Source organism: Pararhizobium mangrovi (genome assembly GCF_006516965.1).
GTDB lineage: Bacteria > Pseudomonadota > Alphaproteobacteria > Rhizobiales > Rhizobiaceae > Pararhizobium_B > Pararhizobium_B mangrovi.
Map to the genome: position 1 here is coordinate 279,528 of NZ_VHLH01000001.1, position 18,747 is coordinate 298,274.

The window sequence follows — 18,747 nt, forward strand, 5'->3', positions numbered from 1 at the left end:
CGGGGAAGAGGAAGAATACTCATGAACGACACATCAAGGTCGGCCGGCGAGAGCCAGAATTATCCCGTCCTTCCGCTGCGCGACATCGTCGTCTTCCCGCACATGATCGTTCCGCTGTTCGTGGGCCGCGACAAGTCGATCCGCGCCCTCGAGGAAGTCATGGGCGAGGACAAGCAGATCCTGCTCGCCACCCAGATGAACGCCGGCGACGACGATCCGGACCCTTCCGAGATCTATCCGATCGGCACCGTCGCGAACGTGCTGCAGCTCCTCAAGCTGCCGGACGGCACCGTGAAGGTTCTCGTCGAAGGGCGCGAGCGCGCCGAGATCGAGCACTACACCGAGCAGGAATCGTATTACGAGGCGAACGCGCACCACTTGCCGGAGCCCGACGAGGACGAGGTAGAGATCGAGGCGCTCTCGCGCTCGGTCGTTTCCGAGTTCGAAAGCTACGTCAAGCTCAACAAGAAGATCTCGCCCGAGGTCGTGGGTGCGGCAAGCCAGATCGAGGACTATTCCAAGCTCGCCGACACGGTCGCCTCGCACCTGTCGATCAAGATCCCGGAAAAGCAGGACATGCTGGCGACCACCAGCGTGAAGAAGCGCCTGGAAATGGCGCTCGGCTTCATGGAAGGCGAGATTTCCGTCCTGCAGGTGGAAAAGCGCATCCGCTCGCGCGTCAAGCGCCAGATGGAGAAGACGCAGCGCGAGTACTACCTCAACGAGCAGATGAAGGCGATCCAGAAGGAGCTCGGCGAGGGCGAGGACGGCCGCGACGAGATGGCCGAACTGGACGAGCGCATCACCAAGACGAAGCTTTCCAGGGAAGCGCGCGACAAGGCCGAGGCGGAGATGAAGAAGCTCCGCCAGATGAGCCCGATGTCCGCCGAAGCGACGGTGGTGCGCAACTATCTCGACTGGCTGCTTTCCATCCCGTGGGGCGTCCGCTCGCGCGTGAAGAACGACCTTTCGGCGGCCGAGCAAGTGCTCGACGACGACCATTACGGTCTGGACAAGGTCAAGGAGCGGATCATCGAGTATCTGGCGGTCCAGTCGCGCGCGAAGAAGATCAAGGGGCCGATCCTGTGCCTCGTCGGTCCGCCCGGCGTCGGCAAGACGTCGCTCGCCAAGTCCATCGCCCGCTCGACGGGGCGCGAATACGTGCGCATGGCACTCGGCGGCGTGCGTGACGAAGCCGAGATCCGCGGCCATCGGCGCACCTATATTGGCTCGATGCCCGGCAAGGTCATCCAGTCGATGAAGAAGGCGAAGAAGCAGAATCCGCTCATGCTGCTCGACGAGGTCGACAAGATGGGCATGGATTTCCGCGGCGATCCATCGTCGGCCCTTCTCGAGGTGCTGGACCCGGAACAGAACTCGCATTTCGCCGATCACTATCTCGAGGTCGAGTACGATCTGTCGAACGTGATGTTCATCACCACGGCGAACACGCTGAACATCCCGGCGCCGCTGATGGACCGCATGGAGATCATCCGCATCGCCGGCTACACGGAAGACGAGAAGGTCGAGATCGCCCGGCGCCACCTCCTGCCCAAGGCGCTCAAGGAGCATGCGCTGAAGGACAAGGAGTTTTCCGTCAGCGACGAGGCGCTTCGCGATACCGTGCGCACCTATACGCGCGAGGCGGGCGTGCGTAATTTCGAGCGCGAACTGATGAAGCTCGCCCGAAAGGCCGTGACGGAAATCCTGCGCACCGACGCGACGCGCATCGACGTCACCCGGGACAATCTTGCCGATTATCTCGGCGTTCCGCGCTTCCGCTTCGGCGAGGCCGAGACCGAGGACCAGGTCGGCGTCGTGACGGGGCTCGCCTGGACGGAGGTCGGCGGCGAGCTTCTGACCATCGAGAGCGCGATGATGCCCGGCGGCAAGGGGCGGATGACCGTTACCGGCAACCTGCGTGACGTCATGAAGGAATCGATCTCGGCGGCCGCTTCCTACGTGCGCTCGCGTTCGGTCGATTTCGGCATCGAGCCGCCGATCTTCGACAAGCGCGACATCCACGTGCACGTGCCGGAGGGTGCGACGCCCAAGGACGGGCCTTCCGCCGGCACGGCGATGGCGACCTCGATCGTGTCGCTGATGACGGGCATTCCCGTTCGCCGCGACGTCGCCATGACCGGCGAGGTGACGCTGCGCGGGCGCGTGCTGCCGATCGGCGGGCTGAAGGAGAAGCTTCTGGCCGCCCTTCGCGGCGGCATCAAGAAGGTGCTGATCCCCGAAGAGAACGCCAAGGACCTTCCGGAGATCCCCGACAACGTCAAGAACAGCCTCGAGATCGTGCCGGTCGCGCGGATGGGCGAAGTGCTCCAGAACGCGCTCGTACGCATGCCACAGCCGATCGAATGGGAGCCGACCCTGGACGAGAAGCCCCGGCTTTCCGGCGGTGAGTCGGTCGAGGACGGGCCCTCCGTCGCTCACTGAGAGGCGGATGCAGGCACTTTTTTCGCATTGGAAGGCCGGCGCGGCATCGCGCCGGCCTTCATTTTTGCCACACCATAGTGGAAAGCCGCGAAAACTGCGGTTGTCACCTCTTTACGTGCGTTGAGCTTTGGGTAACTCCAATTAAACTCGCGTGCACCTTCTCGGAGAGTGTTCAAACCAAGCAGGAAAGGTGGGATTGATGAACAAGAACGAACTCGTTTCGACCGTCGCCGACAAGGCGGGGATCGCCAAGACAGAGGCTGGCTCGGCCGTCGACGCCGTATTCGAGGCGATCACCTCGGAGCTGAAGAACGGCGGCGACGTGCGTCTCGTCGGCTTCGGCAACTTCAGCGTTTCGCGCCGGGAGGCTTCCAAGGGCCGCAACCCGAGCACGGGTGCCGCGGTCGACATTCCGGCACGCAACGTCCCGAAGTTCACGGCAGGCAAAGGCCTCAAGGACGCCGTCAACTGATTACACGTTGAGGATTGGCGAGGAGGGGCGCCCCTCATCCGGCAGCAGCGACCACGTGGAGGATCGTCGGCCATCGAGAAAGACCGGTGACCGACGCCTCGCGGATCGTGAAGCAACGACGCGACTGCCCGCGTTGCAGAGCCCATGCATCGCTTGAAGTATGCCGCCGGCCATAAAACGTGGCCGGCCTGCCTTTCATGAAGGCCGTCGGGCCGCAGAAGTTGCGCGCTCAGACGCTCGCCGTGGCTTCGAGCGCGCGGTCGAGATCGCGCATCAGGTCGTCGGGATCTTCCAGTCCGATCTGCAGGCGCATGACCGGACCCTCTTCCGGCGGCTTGGCGACCGTCCGGTCGTCGAGGCTCGCATGGACGGCGAGGCTTTCAAAGCCGCCCCAGGAATAGCCGAGACCGAAGATTTCCAGTGCGTCGAGGAAGGCGTGCGCCTTGGCCCGGTGCGTTTCGGGGTCCGGGGCGTCGAGGACGATCGAAAAGATGCCGGAGGATCCGGAAAAGTCCCGCTTGAAGATCGCGTGGTCGGGGTGGCTCGCCAAACCCGGATGAAGCACACGCGCTACGCCCTCGGCCTTTTCCAGCCGTTCGGCGAGATCGAGCGCGCTCAGGCGGTGACGCTCGAGCCGCACGCCCATGGAACGAAGACCCCGCATGACGAGGTAGCAATCGTCCGGCCCCGCGCATACGCCGAGGGTCAGCTGCGACTGGCGAAGGTCCGCCCAGGCCGCTTCGTTGGCCGAGACGGTGCCGAGCAGGACGTCCGACGCGCCGGAGGGGTATTTCGTGGCGGCGTCGATCGACAGGTCGACGCCGAAGTCGAGGGCGCGGAAATAAAGCGGCGTCGCCCAGGTGTTGTCCATCGACACGAGCACGCCGCGCGCGTGCGCGGCGTCGACAATCGCGGGAATATCCTGCATCTCGAACGTGTTGGAGCCGGGCGCTTCGGTGTGGACGAGCTTCGTGTTGTCGCGGATCAGCTCCGCGATGCTGGAGCCGATGCGCGGGTCGTAATAGGTCGTCTCGACACCCATGCGCTTCAGCATCGTGTCGCAGAAATTGCGCGTCGGGGAATAGACCGAATCGACCACGAGCACATGGTCGCCTGCCGAAAGCACGCCGAGGAAGGGCACGGTGATCGCCGCCAGCCCCGAGGGCACGATGATGGTGCCTGCCGAACCTTCCAGTTCGTCGATCGCGCTCGCGAGCGCTTCGGTCGTCGGCGTGCCGCGCAGGCCGTAGGTATATTTCTGGTCGCGCGCCTCCATGGTGCGCGCATCGGGATAAAGCACGGTCGAGGCGTGGACGACCGGCGGGTTCACGAAGCCGTGGAAGCCGCGCGGCTCGTAGCCGGCATGCGCGAGACGCGTATTGGCGCCCTTCTTTTCTGTCGTTTTCGCCGTGTCGGCCATTCTGTTCCCCGATGTTCGTCTCTTGAACTGATGTGGCATGAAAGCGACCGCTCATGCGCTCGCTCGAACATTAAGCAGGTGCAGCAAAAATGAAAGGCGGGACGCTGTTTTACACGGCAGAAACGCGAATTTCGGCGTTTATCGGGTGATTTCTGTCTGTGTGAACTTGACGTTCAGGGGGCTTTCGTCCTGTGATCCCCATTCGGAATGCAACGGCGGCGAGGCTTTCTCCCCGCCGTCCGTTCGTTCCGCAGGAGCACGTGCACCTCGACGAAGGTGCGCGGACAGGGGAACAGGAGAGGTTCTATCGTATGAAAAAAACGCTTCTTACGGCAGTCGTCAGTGCGGCGGTTGTCTTCGGTTACGGCCTGCAGGCCGCGACGGCCGCCACGCTCGACGACGTCAAGAAGAAGGGCTACCTGCAGTGTGGCGTGAGCCAGGGCCTGCCCGGCTTCTCGAGCACGGACGACAAGGGCAACTGGTCGGGCATCGACGTCGCGTTCTGCCGGGCGGTGGCTTCGGCGATCTTCAACGATCCGCAGAAGGTCAAGTTCACGCCGCTTTCGGCCAAGGAGCGCTTCACCGCCCTTCAGTCCGGCGACATCGACCTGCTCGCACGGAACACGACCTGGACGATGAGCCGCGACACGCAGCTCGGCCTGAACTTCTCGGTGGTCAACTACTTCGACGGCCAGGGCTTCATGGTCCGCAAGGACATGAACATCTCGTCGGCCAAGCAGCTTTCGGGCGCCTCGGTCTGCGTCAACACCGGCACGACCACCGAACTCAACCTCGCGGACTATTTCCGCTCCAACAACATGGACTACGAACTCGTCGCCTTCGAGAAGTCCGACGAGGTCGTGAAGGCCTATGATGCGGGGCGTTGCGACGTCTACACGACGGACAAGTCCGGCCTTTACGCCCAGCGGCTGAAGATGAAGGACCCCGACAACAACGTCATCCTGCCGGAAACGATCTCGCAGGAGCCGCTCGGTCCGGTCGTGCGCCAGGGTGACGACCAGTGGCTGAACATCGTCAAGTGGACGCACTACGCGCAGCTCGAGGCCGAACTCTACGGCGTCAACAGCAAGAACGTCGACAAGATGAAGAGTTCCGACAATCCGAAGATCCAGCGCATTCTCGGCCAGGAAGGCGATTTCGGAACGGATATCGGCCTCGACAAGGACTGGGCGTACAACATCATCAAGGACGTCGGTAACTACGGCGAGGTCTTCGCGGAGAATCTCGGTCCGAAGACGGAGCTGAAGATCGACCGCGGCCAGAACGCGCTGTGGACGAACGGCGGCCTGCAGTACGGCATGCCGATCCGCTAGGAACGTGCAGGGACCGGCAGCGCGCCGGTTCGAGACGGGGCCCGGGCGGGATAATTCCGCCCGGGCCTGCCAACCAAGGAAGATCCGCTCCGGGACGAGCGGGCGGGGAACACCAGCCGCTGTCGACAGGTGCATGGGAACACGAAGGGCCGAACAATGGCCCGACGCACCCGGCGAGCGGTTCGAAACAAAGTGAGGCTGCATGGCGCTGCAGGACGTTTCGCGGAACGCCGGGCCGCCCAAGGTCGCGTTCTTCAACGACCCGAAGATCCGCGGCTGGGCGTACCAGATCGTTCTTCTGGCCATCGTCGTCTATATCGTCGTCGTCGGCCTGGAAAACATGTTCGCCAACCTTCGGGCGGCGCACATCGCTTCGGGCTTCGGCTTTCTGGAAGATACGGCCGGCTTCAGTGTCAGTCAGGCGCTGATCCCTTACACCCAGGGTGATTCCACCTATCTCGACGTCTATCTCGTCGGTCTCCTGAACACGCTGCTCGTGTCGATCATCGGCATCGTCTGCGCGACGATCCTCGGCTTCATCGTCGGCGTCTGCCGGCTGTCGCGAAACTTCCTGGTGCGCGGCGTTGCCTCGGTCTATGTCGAGGTGTTCCGCAACATTCCGCTGCTTCTGCATATCTTCATCTGGTATTTCGGCGTGCTGCGGCTCCTGCCGAGCCCACGGGACAGCGTTTCCCTCGGGGTATTCGGCCTTCTGAACAATCGCGGCATGTTCGTGCCGAGACCGGTGTTCGGCGCGCTGTCCTGGATCCCGATCCTCGCCTTCGTCGTCGGCATCGTCGCGTCGATGGTGCTTTTGCGCCGGGCGAAGGCGCATCAAATGCGCACCGGCGAGCGCCGTCCGATCGGCAAATGGGTCGCCGCCCTCGTGCTCGGCCTGCCGATCGTCGCCTTCTTCATCGCCGGCCTGCCGCTGAGCTTCGATCTGCCCAAGCTCGGCACGTTCCGACCGACCGGTGGCACGACGGTGCTTCCCGAGCTGATCTCGCTCTTCCTGGCGCTTGCGAGCTACACGGCCGCCTTCATCGCGGAAATCGTGCGCGCCGGCATTCTCTCGGTCTCGACGGGCCAGACGGAAGCGGCCTATTCGCTCGGCCTGCGGCCGCGCACGACGCTGCGGCTCGTCGTCATTCCGCAGGCGCTCAGGGTCATCATCCCACCCCTGACGAGCCAGTATCTGAACCTGACGAAGAATTCCTCGCTGGCCGTCGCCATCGCCTATCCGGACCTCGTCTCCGTCTTCGCCGGCACCGCGCTCAACCAGACGGGGCAGGCGGTCGAGATCCTGATGATGACGATGCTGACCTATCTCGCCATCTCGCTGATCACGTCGGCGGGCATGAACTGGTACAACGCGAAGATGTCGCTGGCGGAGCGCTGAGATCATGAGCGGCATCGAGGAACACACCGATATGAGCTTCGTGCGCGGCGAGATGCTTTCCGAGGCAGCGCCGCCGCGAAGCGGCGACGGCATGCTGCATTGGGTGCGCCGAAACCTCTTTTCGAGCTGGATCAACGCGATCGCTACCCTGATCGCCATATATATCGTCATCAGCATCCTCATTCCGGCGGTCGACTTCGTGTTGATCGACGGGGTCTGGCAGGGGGGCGGGCGCAAGGTCTGCCTTACCCAGGCGCAGGGCGGCGCGCAGCCGAACGGCTGGTTCGGGGGGTGCTTCGCCTATGTGCGAACCTATTTCCCGCAGTTTATCTACGGGCTCTATCCGATCCCGCAGCGCTGGCGGGTGGACGTCGTCTTCGTCCTCTTCTTCGCGAGTCTTGCGCCGCTTCTCGTGCCGGCCGCGCCCTTCAAGCGCGCGAACATCATCTTCATGCTGGTGGTCTTCCCGGTCACGGCCTTCGTCCTCCTGACCGGCGGCCATGTCGGCTGGAACGGCTTCCTGATCGCCGGTTCCGCGCTCGGCCGGTCCTTTCCGGCCTTCGTCGTCGACTATCTGATCCTCACCGCCGTGATCATGGGCATCGCCTATGCCATCGTGCGCGGCACCCAGGGCAATCCGAAACCGGTGCTGCTTTCGATCGGCGTCGTCATGGCGGTGCTTCTCGTCCTCGTCGCGATCACCGCAATCGATTTTGGGCTGCCCTATGTCGAAACCGCGCGTTGGGGCGGGCTGCTCGTCACGCTGGTGATCGCCGTGACCGGCATCGCCGTCTCGCTTCCGCTCGGCATCGTGCTCGCTCTCGGGCGCCGATCGGTCATGCCCATCGTGCGCCTCTTTTCGATCATCTTCATCGAGTTCTGGCGCGGCATCCCGCTCGTTACGGTACTCTTCATGGCCTCGGTCGTGCTGCCGCTCTTCCTGCCGGACGGCGTCAATTTCGACAAGCTGGTGCGTGCGCTGGTGGGCGTGGCGATGTTCTCGTCCGCCTATATGGCCGAGGTCATCCGCGGCGGGCTTCAGGCGATCCCCAAGGGCCAGTACGAGGGTGCGAAGGCGCTCGGCCTGAGCTTTTGGCAGATGATGGGCAACGTCGTCCTGCCGCAGGCGCTGAAGATCGTCATTCCCGGCATCGTCAACACCTTCATCGGCCTCTTCAAGGACACGACGCTGGTGCTCATCATCGGCCTGTTCGACTTCCTCGGGCAAATTCAGGCGAGCTTTTCGGACTCCGACTGGGCGACCCCCGTTCAGGCGATCACCGCCTACAGCTTCGCTGCCGCAGTTTATTTCGTCTTCTGCTTCTCGATGGGGCAGTATTCACGCTACATGGAGCGTCGCCTGGATACGGGCCATCGCTCCTGAAACCGGCCTCGCTCGAAGAAAATCGGGAAAGAACGCACCATGTCAGACGCCGCCGTCGAAACCCGCGCCGAACCCACGCAGATGGAGGTTTCCGATACCGAAGTCGCCATCGATATCGTCGGCATGAACAAGTGGTTCGGCGATTTCCATGTGCTGCGCGACATCAATCTGCGCGTCATGCGTGGCGAGCGCATCGTCATCGCGGGGCCGTCCGGTTCGGGCAAGTCGACGATGATCCGCTGCATCAACCGTCTCGAAGAGCACCAGAAGGGGCGCATCGTCGTCGATAACATCGAACTTACCGACGACCTGAAGAAGATCGACGAGGTGCGCCGCGAGGTCGGCATGGTGTTCCAGCACTTCAACCTGTTTCCGCATCTGACGATCATGGAAAACTGCACGCTGGCGCCGATCTGGGTGCGCAAGCTCTCCCGCAAGCAGGCGGAGGAAACGGCGATGCATTTCCTCGAGCGCGTGCGCATTCCCGAACAGGCGAACAAGTATCCGGGCCAGCTTTCCGGCGGCCAGCAGCAGCGCGTGGCGATCGCCCGGGCCTTGTGCATGAACCCGAAGGTCATGCTCTTCGACGAGCCGACGTCGGCGCTCGATCCGGAGATGATCAAGGAAGTGCTCGACACGATGGTCGGCCTTGCCGAGGAAGGCATGACCATGCTGTGCGTCTCGCACGAGATGGGTTTCGCGCGGCAGGTCGCCAACCGCGTCATCTTCATGGATCAGGGCCAGATCGTCGAGCAGAACGCGCCAGCGGAATTCTTCGACAACCCGCAGCACGAGCGCACGAAGCTCTTCCTGAGCCAGATCCTGCACTGATCGCGATCCTGCACTGATCCCGGGGCGATCACCTTTCAGGAAAATCCGGGAGGGCGGTAGCCGTAAAGCCAGTCGAGATCGCCGGCGAGCCGTTCGGCCGGCCGGCCGGCGAGCACGAGGTTGCGACCGAAGCGGAAGGGGCCGCGTGCGTGATAGGCGAAGCGGTTGAAGGCCGTGCGGGCCCGTACGCGCCGCACCCGTTCGCGACGGCGCTGGACGAAATCCCCCAGGGCATCGACACCGGATCGCTCGAATGTCGCGGCGAGGTCGTAGGCGTCCTCGATCGCCATCGCCGTACCCTGCGCTGCGAAGGGCATCATGGCGTGCGCCGCATCGCCGATTGGGATGACCCTGCCGGCCGCCCGCCACGGCGTCTCGTCTACCTCATAAAGGGGCCAGGCGGTGGGCTCGCGTGCCGTTTCGAGAAGCGTACGGATCGAAGGATGCCAGCGGGCGAAGGCTTTCGCGACGGCGTCGCGATCGGCGGTCGTGCCGGCGGCCGCATGCCGGCCGTTTGCCGGTGCATTGCCGGGAACGAGTGCCACGACGTTGATCGTGTCGAGCCCGTCCACCGGATAGGCGACGAGATGGCTGCCGGGTCCGAGAAGGGCCGTGGTCGTGCCGTGCTCGACGATGCCGGGCGGCAGTGCCCGCGCGTGCGCGAGCAGACGCCACGCGACCATGCCTGCGTACCGCGCCGGCGCGCCGCGCGGCATCGATCCGCGCACGGCCGACCAGACCCCGTCGGCGGCGACGACGAGATCGGGCTCGATGCCGATCGTCGATCGTATGGCGCGGCAGAGCGCCGGCGGCGAGGCGGCCTCGACATGGCTGTCCGTCAAGATCCGGCAATCCGGCATCGATCGGGCTGCATCGAGCAGCACCGTCTGGAGGGCTGCCCGGTGGATCACCCCGTAAGGCGCACCCCAGCGGTCTCTGGCGAAGGCGCCGGCCGGCACCTGCGCAAGCGGACGCAGCGACAGGCCCGAGACGAGCGAGACGTGATCGATCTCCTGCCAGCGTGCAGCCACCGCTTCGAGCAGGCCGAGCCGGTCGAGGATCGCCGCCGCGTTCGGAGAAAGCTGAACGCCGGCGCCGACTTCGCTCAGCGCCGGGGCCTGCTCGAGGACGGTGACGGCGAAACCACGCAGCGCGAATGCGATCGCCGCCGTCAATCCGGCGATGCCGGCACCGACGACGGCGATGTGCCGTTTGGTCATGAAATCGTGCCCGACCTCCGGGATCAGGCGGCCTGGTCGATGTATTCGCAGCCCTCGGGGCGCGTTTCGTCCCACTTCAGCGACGCATCGTACCGGTAGAGCGTCGAGCAGTACGGACAGACCTTCTCGACATCGTCGCCCATGTCGAGGAATTCGTGCGGATGGTCGAAGGGGGGACGTGCGCCGACGCACATGAATTCCTTCACGCCGATCTCGACGGCATCGTGTCCGGCGTCGTTCTGGTAGTGGGGTATCGAATGGCCGGCCATGGCGCGCACTCCCGTTTGCCGTTTGTTTTTCGTGCCGGAGCATATAGATGGCGATGGGGAATGTGTAGACGTTTCGCCGCAATCGCGCCGCGACAAGCCGGCTCACTGAGGGGCAAGCCATGAACCTCGACCGCGTACCGATGGACCGCTTCGGCCATGACGGGCTCGATCTCGCCTATTTCGACGCGGGCGACCCGGCCGGTCCGCCCGTCCTCCTCATCCACGGTTTCGCCTCGACGGCCAACGTCAACTGGGTCTTTCCGGGCTGGCTGAAGACGCTCGGCGAGGCGGGGTACCGGGTCGTGGCGATCGACAATCGCGGACACGGCGAAAGCGACAAGCCGCACGTTTCCTCGGCCTACGAGACGGCGACGATGGCCGGCGACGCCTTTGCTCTGCTCGACCATCTCGAAATCGGTTCGGCGCACGTCATGGGCTATTCGATGGGCGCACGGATCACCGCGACGATGATGCTCGAGGATCTCGCCCGCGTCCGCTCGGCGGTCTTCGGCGGGCTCGGCATCGGCCTCGTCGAGGGCGTCGGCGACTGGGATCCGATCGCCGAGGCGTTGCTTGCCGAGGATCCGGGAGCGATCACGGACGAGACGGGGCGCATGTTCCGCAGCTTCGCCGACCAGACGAAGAGCGATCGCAAGGCGCTCGCCGCATGCATTCGCGCCGCGCGCACGACGATCAGCGCCGAAGAGGTCGGGCGGCTCGATGCGCCGGTCCTGATCGGCGTCGGCACGAAGGACGAGATCGCCGGCTCGCCGGAGGCCCTGGCCGAACTCATGCCGCAGGCGCGCGCGCTGGAGATCCCGCGCCGCGACCACATGCTGGCCGTCGGCGACAAGGTCTTCAAGGCGGCGGTCGTCGACTTTCTGGCGCAATGAACCCTTAACCGGCCGGCCTTCGATCTGGCGCCGATTTGCCGCCCGGCATTTAACTGACGGTCCGGCTGGCCTATCTTATCGCGCAAGCGAGTTGACGAGGAGAGCGGCGATGCACGCCGAGTACGAACGGACCCCGAGCGAGACGGTCCAGACGATGGACCCGATCTGGAACGCGGTTCGCCAGGAGGCCGAGACCGCGGTCGCGCACGATCCGGTCCTGTCGACCTTTCTCTACGGCAGCGTGCTGAACCACGCTTCGCTGGAGGACGTGATCATCCATCGCGTCAGCGAACGGCTCGATCATCCAGAAGTGCCGGCCTGCCTGATCGCCAAGGCTTTCCACGAGATGGCCGAAAGCGATCCCGGCTGGGGTTCCGTCCTTCGCGTCGACATTCAGGTCGTCTACGACCGCGACGCGGCGTGCGAACGGTTCATCGAACCGGTTCTCTACTTCAAGGGATTCCACGCGCTGCAGACGCACCGCCTCGCGGCCTGGCTGCACGGGCAGGGACGCAAGGATTTCGCGCTCTACCTGCAGTCGCGGTCCTCGGCCGTCTTCCAGGTCGACGTCAATCCGGCGGCAAAGCTCGGCAAGGGCATCTTCATCGATCATGCGACCGGCGTCGTCATCGGCGCGACCGCAAGGGTCGGCGACAACGTCTCGATCCTTCAGGGCGTCACGCTCGGCGGTACCGGCAAGCAGGGCGGCGACCGGCACCCCAAGATCGGCAACGGCGTGCTGATCGGTGCCGGCGCGAAAGTGCTCGGCAACATCGAGATCGGCCATTGTTCGCGCATCGCCTCCGGCTCCGTCGTGCTGAAGCCGGTGCCGGCCAATACCACGGTCGCCGGCGTGCCGGCGCGCGTCGTGGGCACGGCCGGGTGCGAGGAGCCGTCCCGCGCGATGGACCATCTGCTTGCTTCCTCTTCCGAGGCGGAAAAGGGCTGATTTAGCCCGTCGGCGCGTTTGCTTTCGCCACGGTGGCATGCGAGAAGCGCGAGCCATTGCCCGACCATACGGAGAACCGATTTGAAGCCCGACGAACTCAAGAAGCTCGACGCCTATTTCAAGAAAACGTTCAATCCGAACATGGCGGTCCGGGCACGTCCGAAGAAGGACGATTCCGCCGAGGTCTATATCGGCGAGGAGTTTCTCGGCGTGATCTTCCGCGACGAGGAGGACGGCGACCTGTCCTTCAATTTCTCGATGGCGATCCTCGAAATCGATCTGTGAAAAACGCCCGCCGGCACGGCTCGGCGGTCACCCCGACATCATGCCTTGCCGGCAGCCGTCGCCTCGGCCGCTTCGAGGACATGGACGCGCACGGCCGACGACAGATTGTCCGTCGGCGCGCGTGCCGCGTCGATCTCGGCGATGAGGCCGGCGGTCGAAAGTCCGCGTTCGGCCGCAAGCCGCGTCAGCGCACTCCAGAACGCATCCTCGAGCGACAGGCTGGTGCGGTGGCCGTTGATCGTGACGGATCGCTTGTGCATGGCGTGGTGAAGCGCGTTCGCGCGCACTGACCCGCGGATCGGCTTCGCGTATCCTGCGGCTCAGTTCTTCTTTCGGAAGGAATCGAGCGAGACGACGTCGGCGCTGGCGTTGTCGTCGGCCGCCTTTTCGCCCTTGTCGTTCTCCTTCGCCTCGCCGGGTTCGGTCCCGGCGGCGACGGGCAGGGTCGCGATCTCTTCCGGAACGCTTTCCTCGTCGGCACCGGCCGTCGGATCGAACTCGAGTTCGAAATTGACCGACGGGTCGTAGAAACCGCGCACGGCCGAAAACGGCACGATCAGGCGTTCGGGAATGTCGGAGAAGGAAAGGCCCACCTCGAACTGGGTCTCGCTGACCTTCAGTTCCCAGAACTGGTGCTGGATGACGATCGTCATCTGCTCGGCGTACTTCTCCTTGAGCTGCGGAGAGATGCGCACGCCCGGCGCGTTCGTCAGGAAGGTGATGAAGAAATGATGGTCGCCGGGAAGGTGGCCCGTCGACGCGACCTCGGAAAGAACCTTCCGGATTACGCCGCGCAACGCTTCCTGAGCCAGAATGTCGTAACGGATATGGTCCTGTGACATGCGCGTCCCGTTCTCGCCTTCGTTCCCTGACCGGCGCCGCGATCATAAAGCAGGTATAGACCATACCGGCAATTAGTGGAGGCTTCTGTTGCCAGGTGCCTCCGAACCCCGCCTGACAGTGCGACCCGTCAGGACTTCATTTGAAGCGTTCGCACCGCTTACGCGGCGAGACGTGCTTCCGCATAGTTGTCGTTAGCAACTACTAGTTTGACCCGATAACGGTGGTATCATGCCGGGCAAAAAGTCGATCTTTACACCCTCGTCGATCCTGGTTCGCCCCCATCACAAGCCGGCCGCGGCCGCTCTGCTTTCGCCGGTTTGTGGTGGAGGCGCCGGGTACTGCCCCCGGGTCCGATAGGTTTATTGCATCGCCCGTTTATTGCCATAGTCGCCGAAGCGACGCCTCCGCATATAAGGGTTTCCCGCGCCCGTGAAAAGGGGCCGTTTCGGTACGATGCGCGCATTGCGCATGAGGGCGAAGAACCGCATTGCGCATGGCTACGAAGAAACCGGCCGATCGCGCGCCGAAACGCGGAACCGAACGGATCGACGGCTGTTTCCATCGTGTGGCTGGGGTTGCCTGTCAGGAGACCTAACGATGGCAAGTCACAACACACTGGACGATCTTTTCCTCGATACGCTCAAGGACATCTACTACGCCGAGCGGCAGATCCTGAAAGCGCTGCCGAAGATGGCCAAGGCCGCCCATTCGGAGGAGCTCAGGATGGCCTTCGAGGAGCACCGTCACGAGACCGAGGGCCAGGTCGAACGGCTGCAGAAGGTGTTCGACGTCCTCGGCAAGCCTGCCCGCGGCAAGACCTGCGAGGCGATCCAGGGCATCATCGAGGAAGGCGAGGAGATCATGTCCGATTTCAAGGGCACGCCCGCGATCGATGCCGGCCTCATCTCTTCCGCGCAGGCGGTCGAGCATTACGAGATGGCGCGCTACGGCACGCTCAAGCGCTGGGCGAAGATCCTGAAGATGACCGAGGCGGTCGAGCTGCTCGACGCGACGCTGAAGGAAGAGGCCGCCGCCGACGAAAAGCTGACGAAGCTTGCCGACGCCTCCGCGAACGAAACGGCGAAGGCTGCCGCCTAGGGCGTTTGCGACCCGTCGGGAAGCGCTGCGAGCGGTGTAGCGAGGTCGCAACGCAAAGGGCCCGCGAGCCGACCTATCCACAGGGTTGATGGCCGCTCCGCCTTTCGCACGATGGCGGAGCGGCTATCTTCCGCGCGCAATCGCGGGGGCGAAACGATGCAGCAATATCTCGATCTGATGCGATGCGTGCTCGATCGCGGAACCGACCGCGGCGACCGCACCGGCACCGGCACGCGCTCGATCTTCGGGCATCAGATGCGTTTCGATCTCGAAGACGGCTTTCCCCTCGTCACGACGAAGAAGCTGCACATGCGCTCGATCGTGCACGAGCTTCTGTGGTTCCTGCGCGGCGAGACGAACATCGCCTACCTTACCGAGAACGGCGTGCGGATCTGGGACGAGTGGGCCGACGAAAACGGCGATCTCGGGCCGGTCTACGGCGCGCAGTGGCGCTCGTGGCCGGCACCGGACGGCCGGCAGATCGATCAGATCGCGGCGGTCGTCGAAGGTATCCGCACCAACCCGTATTCGCGCCGGCACATCGTTTCGGCCTGGAACCCGGCGCTCGTCGACGCGATGGCGCTGCCGCCGTGCCATTGCCTCTTTCAGTTCTACGTCGCCGACGGCCGGCTTTCCTGCCAGCTCTACCAGCGTTCCGGCGACATCTTTCTCGGCGTGCCCTTCAACATCGCCTCCTACGCGCTGCTGACGATGATGGTCGCGCAGGTGACGGGGCTGAAGCCGGGGGACTTCGTGCACACGCTCGGCGACGCGCATCTCTACGCGAACCATTTCGAGCAGGCGCGCGCGCAGCTCGAACGGCAACCGCGGCACCTGCCGACGATGCACATCGATGCGAACGTCACGGACCTCTTCGCCTTCCGCTACGAGCATTTCACGCTGGAAGGCTACGATCCGCATCCGCACATCAAGGCGAAGGTCGCCGTTTGAGCCGGTCGTCGACGATGCAGGGCGGAATACGCATCGAGATCGTGCTGGCGATGGCGCAAAACGGCGTCATCGGGAGAGACAACGCGCTGCCGTGGCGTCTTTCGGCGGATCTGAAGCGCTTCAAGGCGCTGACGATGGAAAAGCCGCTGATCATGGGGCGGCGCACCTTCGAATCGCTGCCCGGCATCCTGCCCGGCCGTCCGCACATCGTGCTTACGCGCGATGCGGACTACGTGGCGGAAAAGGCCGAAGTCGTGCACGATTTCGACGCGGCGGTCCGTCTCGCGGCGAAACTCGCCCGGGAGCAAGGTGCGGAGGCCATGTGCGTGATCGGCGGGCGCGCACTCTTCGAACGGGCGATCGGAGAGGCGGATAGCGTTCATCTCACCCATGTTCAGGCCGATGTCGAAGGCGATACGCGCATGGCGGATCTCGATCTTTCGGCCTTCGATCGGGTAAGCGAGACGTGCGTGCCCGCCGACGAGAAGAACGAATTTCCTACGCGCTACGTCGAATATCGCTGCCGGCTGACGTGAAATTTACCCATTCGACTGGAATTCGACCAAGATGAAACCGGCGCTCGTTGAAAGCGCCCGGTCGCGTCCTTATAACCGCCGCAACGCAAATTGCGGGTTCACGGGGCCGATGACGTTCGGGCATGCCGTGTGCGCGTCTCGCGTGCCGACAGGAACGAAGGGTGAGGTTGTGAATGCCCTGGAGCAGTCAGAACGGCGGCGGTGGCCCATGGGGCGGCGGCGGTAACAAGGGCCCCTGGGGGCAGGGACCACAGCCGCCACGTGGCGGCGGAGGCGGTGGCGGCAAGCCGCCGGACCTCGACGAGATCATCCGTCGCGGCCAGGATATGCTGCGCCGTGCCACGCCCGGTGGCGGAAGCGGCGGAGGGGCGCTGATCGGCCTGATCGTCGTCGTCTTCCTCCTCGTCATCTGGCTTTCGCAGGCGATCTACACGGTTCAGCCCGACCAGCGCGGCGTCGAACTTCGCTTCGGTGCTCCGAAGCAGGAGATCGCCATGCCCGGGCTGCACTTCCTGTGGTGGCCGTTCGAAACGGTGGATCGCGTGCCGATCGTCGAGCAACAGATGGCGATCGGTTCTGCGGGCGGCGGTACGAGCTCGGGGCTGATGCTGACCGGCGACCAGAACATCGTCGAGGTGCAGTTCAACGTGCTCTACGCCGTCACCGATCCGAAGAAGTATCTCTTCAATATCGCGACGCCCGACAGCACGCTGCGTCAGGTTTCCGAAAGCGCCATGCGCGAGGTCGTCGGACGGCGTCCGGCGCAGGACATCTTCCGCGACAACCGTGCGGCGATCGCCCAGGAGGTCAAGTCGATCATCCAGAGCACCATGAACGACTACAATGCCGGCTTGAACATCAATGCCGTCTCGATCGAGGACGCCGCGCCACCGCAGCAGGTGGCCGATGCCTTCGACGAGGTGCAGCGTGCCGAGCAGGACGAGGACCGCTTCAAGCAGGAGGCGAACCAGTACGCCAACAAGAAGCTCGGCCAGGCACGCGGCGAGGCGGCGCAGCTTCGCGAGGCGGCCGACGCCTACCGGCAGAAGGTCGTCAACCAGGCGCAGGGTGAATCGCAGCGCTTCACGGCCGTGCTCGGGGCCTACCAGAAGGCACCGGAAGTGACCCGCCGCCGTCTCTACCTCGACACGATGCAGCAGGTCCTCGGCGGCAGCAACAAGGTGATCCTCGACAAGAACGCCGAAGGTGGCGGGCAGGGCGTCGTGCCGTATCTGCCGCTGCCGGAGGTCAGGGCCGGACAGGACCGTAACCAGTCCGGTTCGTCCAATACGAACCAGAGCACGCAGGGCCAGGGAGGCAACCAATGAGCAATCGTCTCCCCATCTTCCTCGGGGCGATCGTCGTCGTCCTGATCGTGCTGTATTCCTGCTTCTTCGTCGTCAACGCGCGCGAGCAGGCGATCGTGGTGCGCTTCGGCGAGATCCAGCGCGTAGAGGCCCAACCGGGGCTCTACTTCAAGCTGCCCTTCGGCTTCCTCGATGCCGATCGCGTGCAGTTCATCGACGATCGTGCGCGCCGTTTCGATCTCAACAACATCCGCGTGCAGGTCTCGGGCGGCAAGTTCTACGTGGTGGACGCCTTCGTCGTCTATCGGGTGACGGATGCCCGCAAGTTCCGCCAGACCGTCTCGGCCGACTTCGAAGCGGCCGAATCACGCCTGCGTACCCGTCTCGATTCGGCGTTGCGCCGGGTCTACGGCCTGCGCAATTTCGAGGCGGCACTTTCGGACGAGCGTGCTTCGATGATGCGCGAGGTGCGGGATCAGCTTCGCCCGGCGGCGCAGTCGCTCGGCATCACCATCGAGGACGTGCGCATCCAGCGTACCGACCTGACCGACGAGGTCTCGCAACAGACCTACGAACGGATGAAGTCGGAGCGTCTCGCCGAAGCCGCGCTCATCCGTGCCCGCGGCAACGAGGCCGCGCAGCGCATCCGCGCGGTGGCCGACCGTCAGGTCGTCGAGATCGTCTCGCAAGCCCAGCGCGATGCCGACATCTCCCGCGGTCAGGGCGACCAGCAGGCGACGCAGATCTACGGCAAGGCCTATTCGGCCGATCCGAAGTTCTACGATTTCTATCGCTCGATGGACGCCTATCGCCAGGCGCTGCCCTCGTCGAACACGACGATGGTGCTTTCGCCGGACTCCCAGTTCTTCCAGTACTTCGACAGCCCGTCTTCGGAAGGTGGCGGACCGAGCACGCTGCAGGAGGACCAGAATTCGCTGTCGCGTCTTCTCAACAGGAAGCCGAACGGCGGCAGCGGACCGAACGCTTCGAACGGCGCTGCGGGAAGCGGCGCCGCGGTGGCGGGCGATGGCACGAACGAAAACGGCTCGGGCAATGGCGGCGGCGCTTCGGCGTCCGGCTCCAGCTCGGCCGGGCAGGGCAGCGGTGGTTC

18 protein-coding genes, 1 other RNA gene and 1 pseudogene are annotated in these 18,747 nt (G+C 64.3%); 14 read left to right on the plus strand and 6 right to left on the minus strand.

Going from position 1 to position 18,747, the window contains the following annotated elements; genetic code table 11:
• Nucleotides 1-21: 21 nt before the first annotated feature.
• Together lon and hupB are read left to right on the plus strand one after the other, a co-directional pair.
• A complete protein-coding gene (gene lon, locus FJU11_RS01325) occupies nt 22-2,445 on the plus strand; it encodes an endopeptidase La (protein WP_141165194.1) in 2,424 nt (807 codons plus the stop codon).
• 199 nt (nt 2,446-2,644) lie between these two features.
• A complete protein-coding gene (gene hupB / locus FJU11_RS01330) occupies nt 2,645-2,917 on the plus strand; it encodes a DNA-binding protein HupB (protein ID WP_141165195.1) in 273 nt (90 codons plus the stop codon).
• Nucleotides 2,918-3,146: 229 nt separating this feature from the next.
• On the opposite strand, the gene FJU11_RS01335 is transcribed toward hupB, so the two are convergent.
• Nucleotides 3,147-4,337: a cystathionine beta-lyase gene (locus FJU11_RS01335; RefSeq protein WP_235890722.1), complete on the minus strand. Its 1,191-nt coding sequence runs from the start codon at nt 4,335-4,337 to the stop codon at nt 3,147-3,149.
• 311 nt (nt 4,338-4,648) lie between these two features.
• Here FJU11_RS01335 and FJU11_RS01340 point away from each other — a divergent pair, with 311 nt between their 5' ends.
• The 4 genes from FJU11_RS01340 (at nt 4,649) to FJU11_RS01355 (ending at nt 9,285) form a co-directional block, all read left to right on the plus strand.
• Nucleotides 4,649-5,671: an amino acid ABC transporter substrate-binding protein gene (locus tag FJU11_RS01340; protein WP_141165197.1), complete on the plus strand. Its 1,023-nt coding sequence runs from the start codon at nt 4,649-4,651 to the stop codon at nt 5,669-5,671.
• Nucleotides 5,672-5,873: 202 nt separating this feature from the next.
• Nucleotides 5,874-7,070: an amino acid ABC transporter permease gene (locus FJU11_RS01345; RefSeq protein ID WP_141165198.1), complete on the plus strand. Its 1,197-nt coding sequence runs from the start codon at nt 5,874-5,876 to the stop codon at nt 7,068-7,070.
• A 4-nt stretch (nt 7,071-7,074) separates the two neighbouring features.
• Nucleotides 7,075-8,454: an amino acid ABC transporter permease gene (locus FJU11_RS01350; protein ID WP_210242820.1), complete on the plus strand. Its 1,380-nt coding sequence runs from the start codon at nt 7,075-7,077 to the stop codon at nt 8,452-8,454.
• 81 nt (nt 8,455-8,535) lie between these two features.
• On the plus strand, nt 8,536-9,285 hold the full coding sequence (locus FJU11_RS01355; RefSeq protein WP_210242824.1) for an amino acid ABC transporter ATP-binding protein: 750 nt from the start codon (nt 8,536-8,538) through the stop codon (nt 9,283-9,285).
• Nucleotides 9,286-9,320: 35 nt separating this feature from the next.
• Here FJU11_RS01355 and FJU11_RS01360 read toward each other — a convergent pair whose 3' ends face one another.
• Together FJU11_RS01360 and FJU11_RS01365 are read right to left on the minus strand one after the other, a co-directional pair.
• A complete protein-coding gene (locus tag FJU11_RS01360) occupies nt 9,321-10,505 on the minus strand; it encodes an FAD-dependent monooxygenase (RefSeq protein WP_141165200.1) in 1,185 nt (394 codons plus the stop codon).
• Nucleotides 10,506-10,528: 23 nt separating this feature from the next.
• A complete protein-coding gene (locus FJU11_RS01365; protein ID WP_141165201.1) occupies nt 10,529-10,774 on the minus strand; it encodes a zinc-finger domain-containing protein in 246 nt (81 codons plus the stop codon).
• A 119-nt stretch (nt 10,775-10,893) separates the two neighbouring features.
• Here FJU11_RS01365 and FJU11_RS01370 point away from each other — a divergent pair, with 119 nt between their 5' ends.
• The 3 genes from FJU11_RS01370 (at nt 10,894) to FJU11_RS01380 (ending at nt 12,901) form a co-directional block, all read left to right on the plus strand.
• Nucleotides 10,894-11,667 (plus strand): alpha/beta fold hydrolase, encoded by a 774-nt coding sequence (locus FJU11_RS01370; RefSeq protein ID WP_141165202.1) that lies wholly within the window; start codon nt 10,894-10,896, stop codon nt 11,665-11,667.
• A gap of 109 nt (nt 11,668-11,776) precedes the next feature.
• Complete coding sequence (gene cysE, locus FJU11_RS01375; protein WP_141165203.1) at nt 11,777-12,616, plus strand: serine O-acetyltransferase; 840 nt, start codon at nt 11,777-11,779, stop codon at nt 12,614-12,616.
• An 81-nt stretch (nt 12,617-12,697) separates the two neighbouring features.
• A complete protein-coding gene (locus tag FJU11_RS01380; RefSeq protein ID WP_141165204.1) occupies nt 12,698-12,901 on the plus strand; it encodes a DUF3126 family protein in 204 nt (67 codons plus the stop codon).
• Between the two features lie 38 nt (nt 12,902-12,939).
• On the opposite strand, the gene FJU11_RS01385 is transcribed toward FJU11_RS01380, so the two are convergent.
• The 3 genes from FJU11_RS01385 to ssrA all read right to left on the minus strand — a co-directional run bounded on the left by FJU11_RS01385 (nt 12,940) and on the right by ssrA (nt 14,184).
• Complete coding sequence (locus FJU11_RS01385; RefSeq protein ID WP_141165205.1) at nt 12,940-13,161, minus strand: ribbon-helix-helix domain-containing protein; 222 nt, start codon at nt 13,159-13,161, stop codon at nt 12,940-12,942.
• A gap of 60 nt (nt 13,162-13,221) precedes the next feature.
• Complete coding sequence (locus FJU11_RS01390) at nt 13,222-13,743, minus strand: SspB family protein (RefSeq protein WP_141165206.1); 522 nt, start codon at nt 13,741-13,743, stop codon at nt 13,222-13,224.
• A 74-nt stretch (nt 13,744-13,817) separates the two neighbouring features.
• Nucleotides 13,818-14,184, minus strand: a transfer-messenger RNA (tmRNA) gene (ssrA, locus tag FJU11_RS01395).
• A gap of 157 nt (nt 14,185-14,341) precedes the next feature.
• Between ssrA and FJU11_RS01400 the strand changes: the two genes are divergently transcribed.
• The 5 genes and pseudogenes from FJU11_RS01400 to hflC all read left to right on the plus strand — a co-directional run.
• Nucleotides 14,342-14,842, plus strand: a complete 501-nt coding sequence (locus FJU11_RS01400; protein WP_141165207.1) for a YciE/YciF ferroxidase family protein — start codon at nt 14,342-14,344, stop codon at nt 14,840-14,842.
• A gap of 156 nt (nt 14,843-14,998) precedes the next feature.
• Nucleotides 14,999-15,793, plus strand: coding sequence for a thymidylate synthase (locus tag FJU11_RS01405; RefSeq protein WP_141165208.1), 795 nt, complete (start codon nt 14,999-15,001; stop codon nt 15,791-15,793).
• Nucleotides 15,794-15,807: 14 nt separating this feature from the next.
• Entirely contained in the window at nt 15,808-16,329 is a 522-nt protein-coding gene (locus FJU11_RS01410; protein WP_141165288.1) for a dihydrofolate reductase, read from the plus strand.
• A gap of 173 nt (nt 16,330-16,502) precedes the next feature.
• Complete coding sequence (gene hflK / locus FJU11_RS01415) at nt 16,503-17,657, plus strand: FtsH protease activity modulator HflK (RefSeq protein ID WP_141165209.1); 1,155 nt, start codon at nt 16,503-16,505, stop codon at nt 17,655-17,657.
• A pseudogene (gene hflC / locus FJU11_RS01420) lies at nt 17,654-18,520 on the plus strand (protease modulator HflC); the annotation flags it as partial. The gene hflK and the pseudogene hflC, both read left to right, overlap by 4 nt.
• Nucleotides 18,521-18,747: the final 227 nt, after the last annotated feature.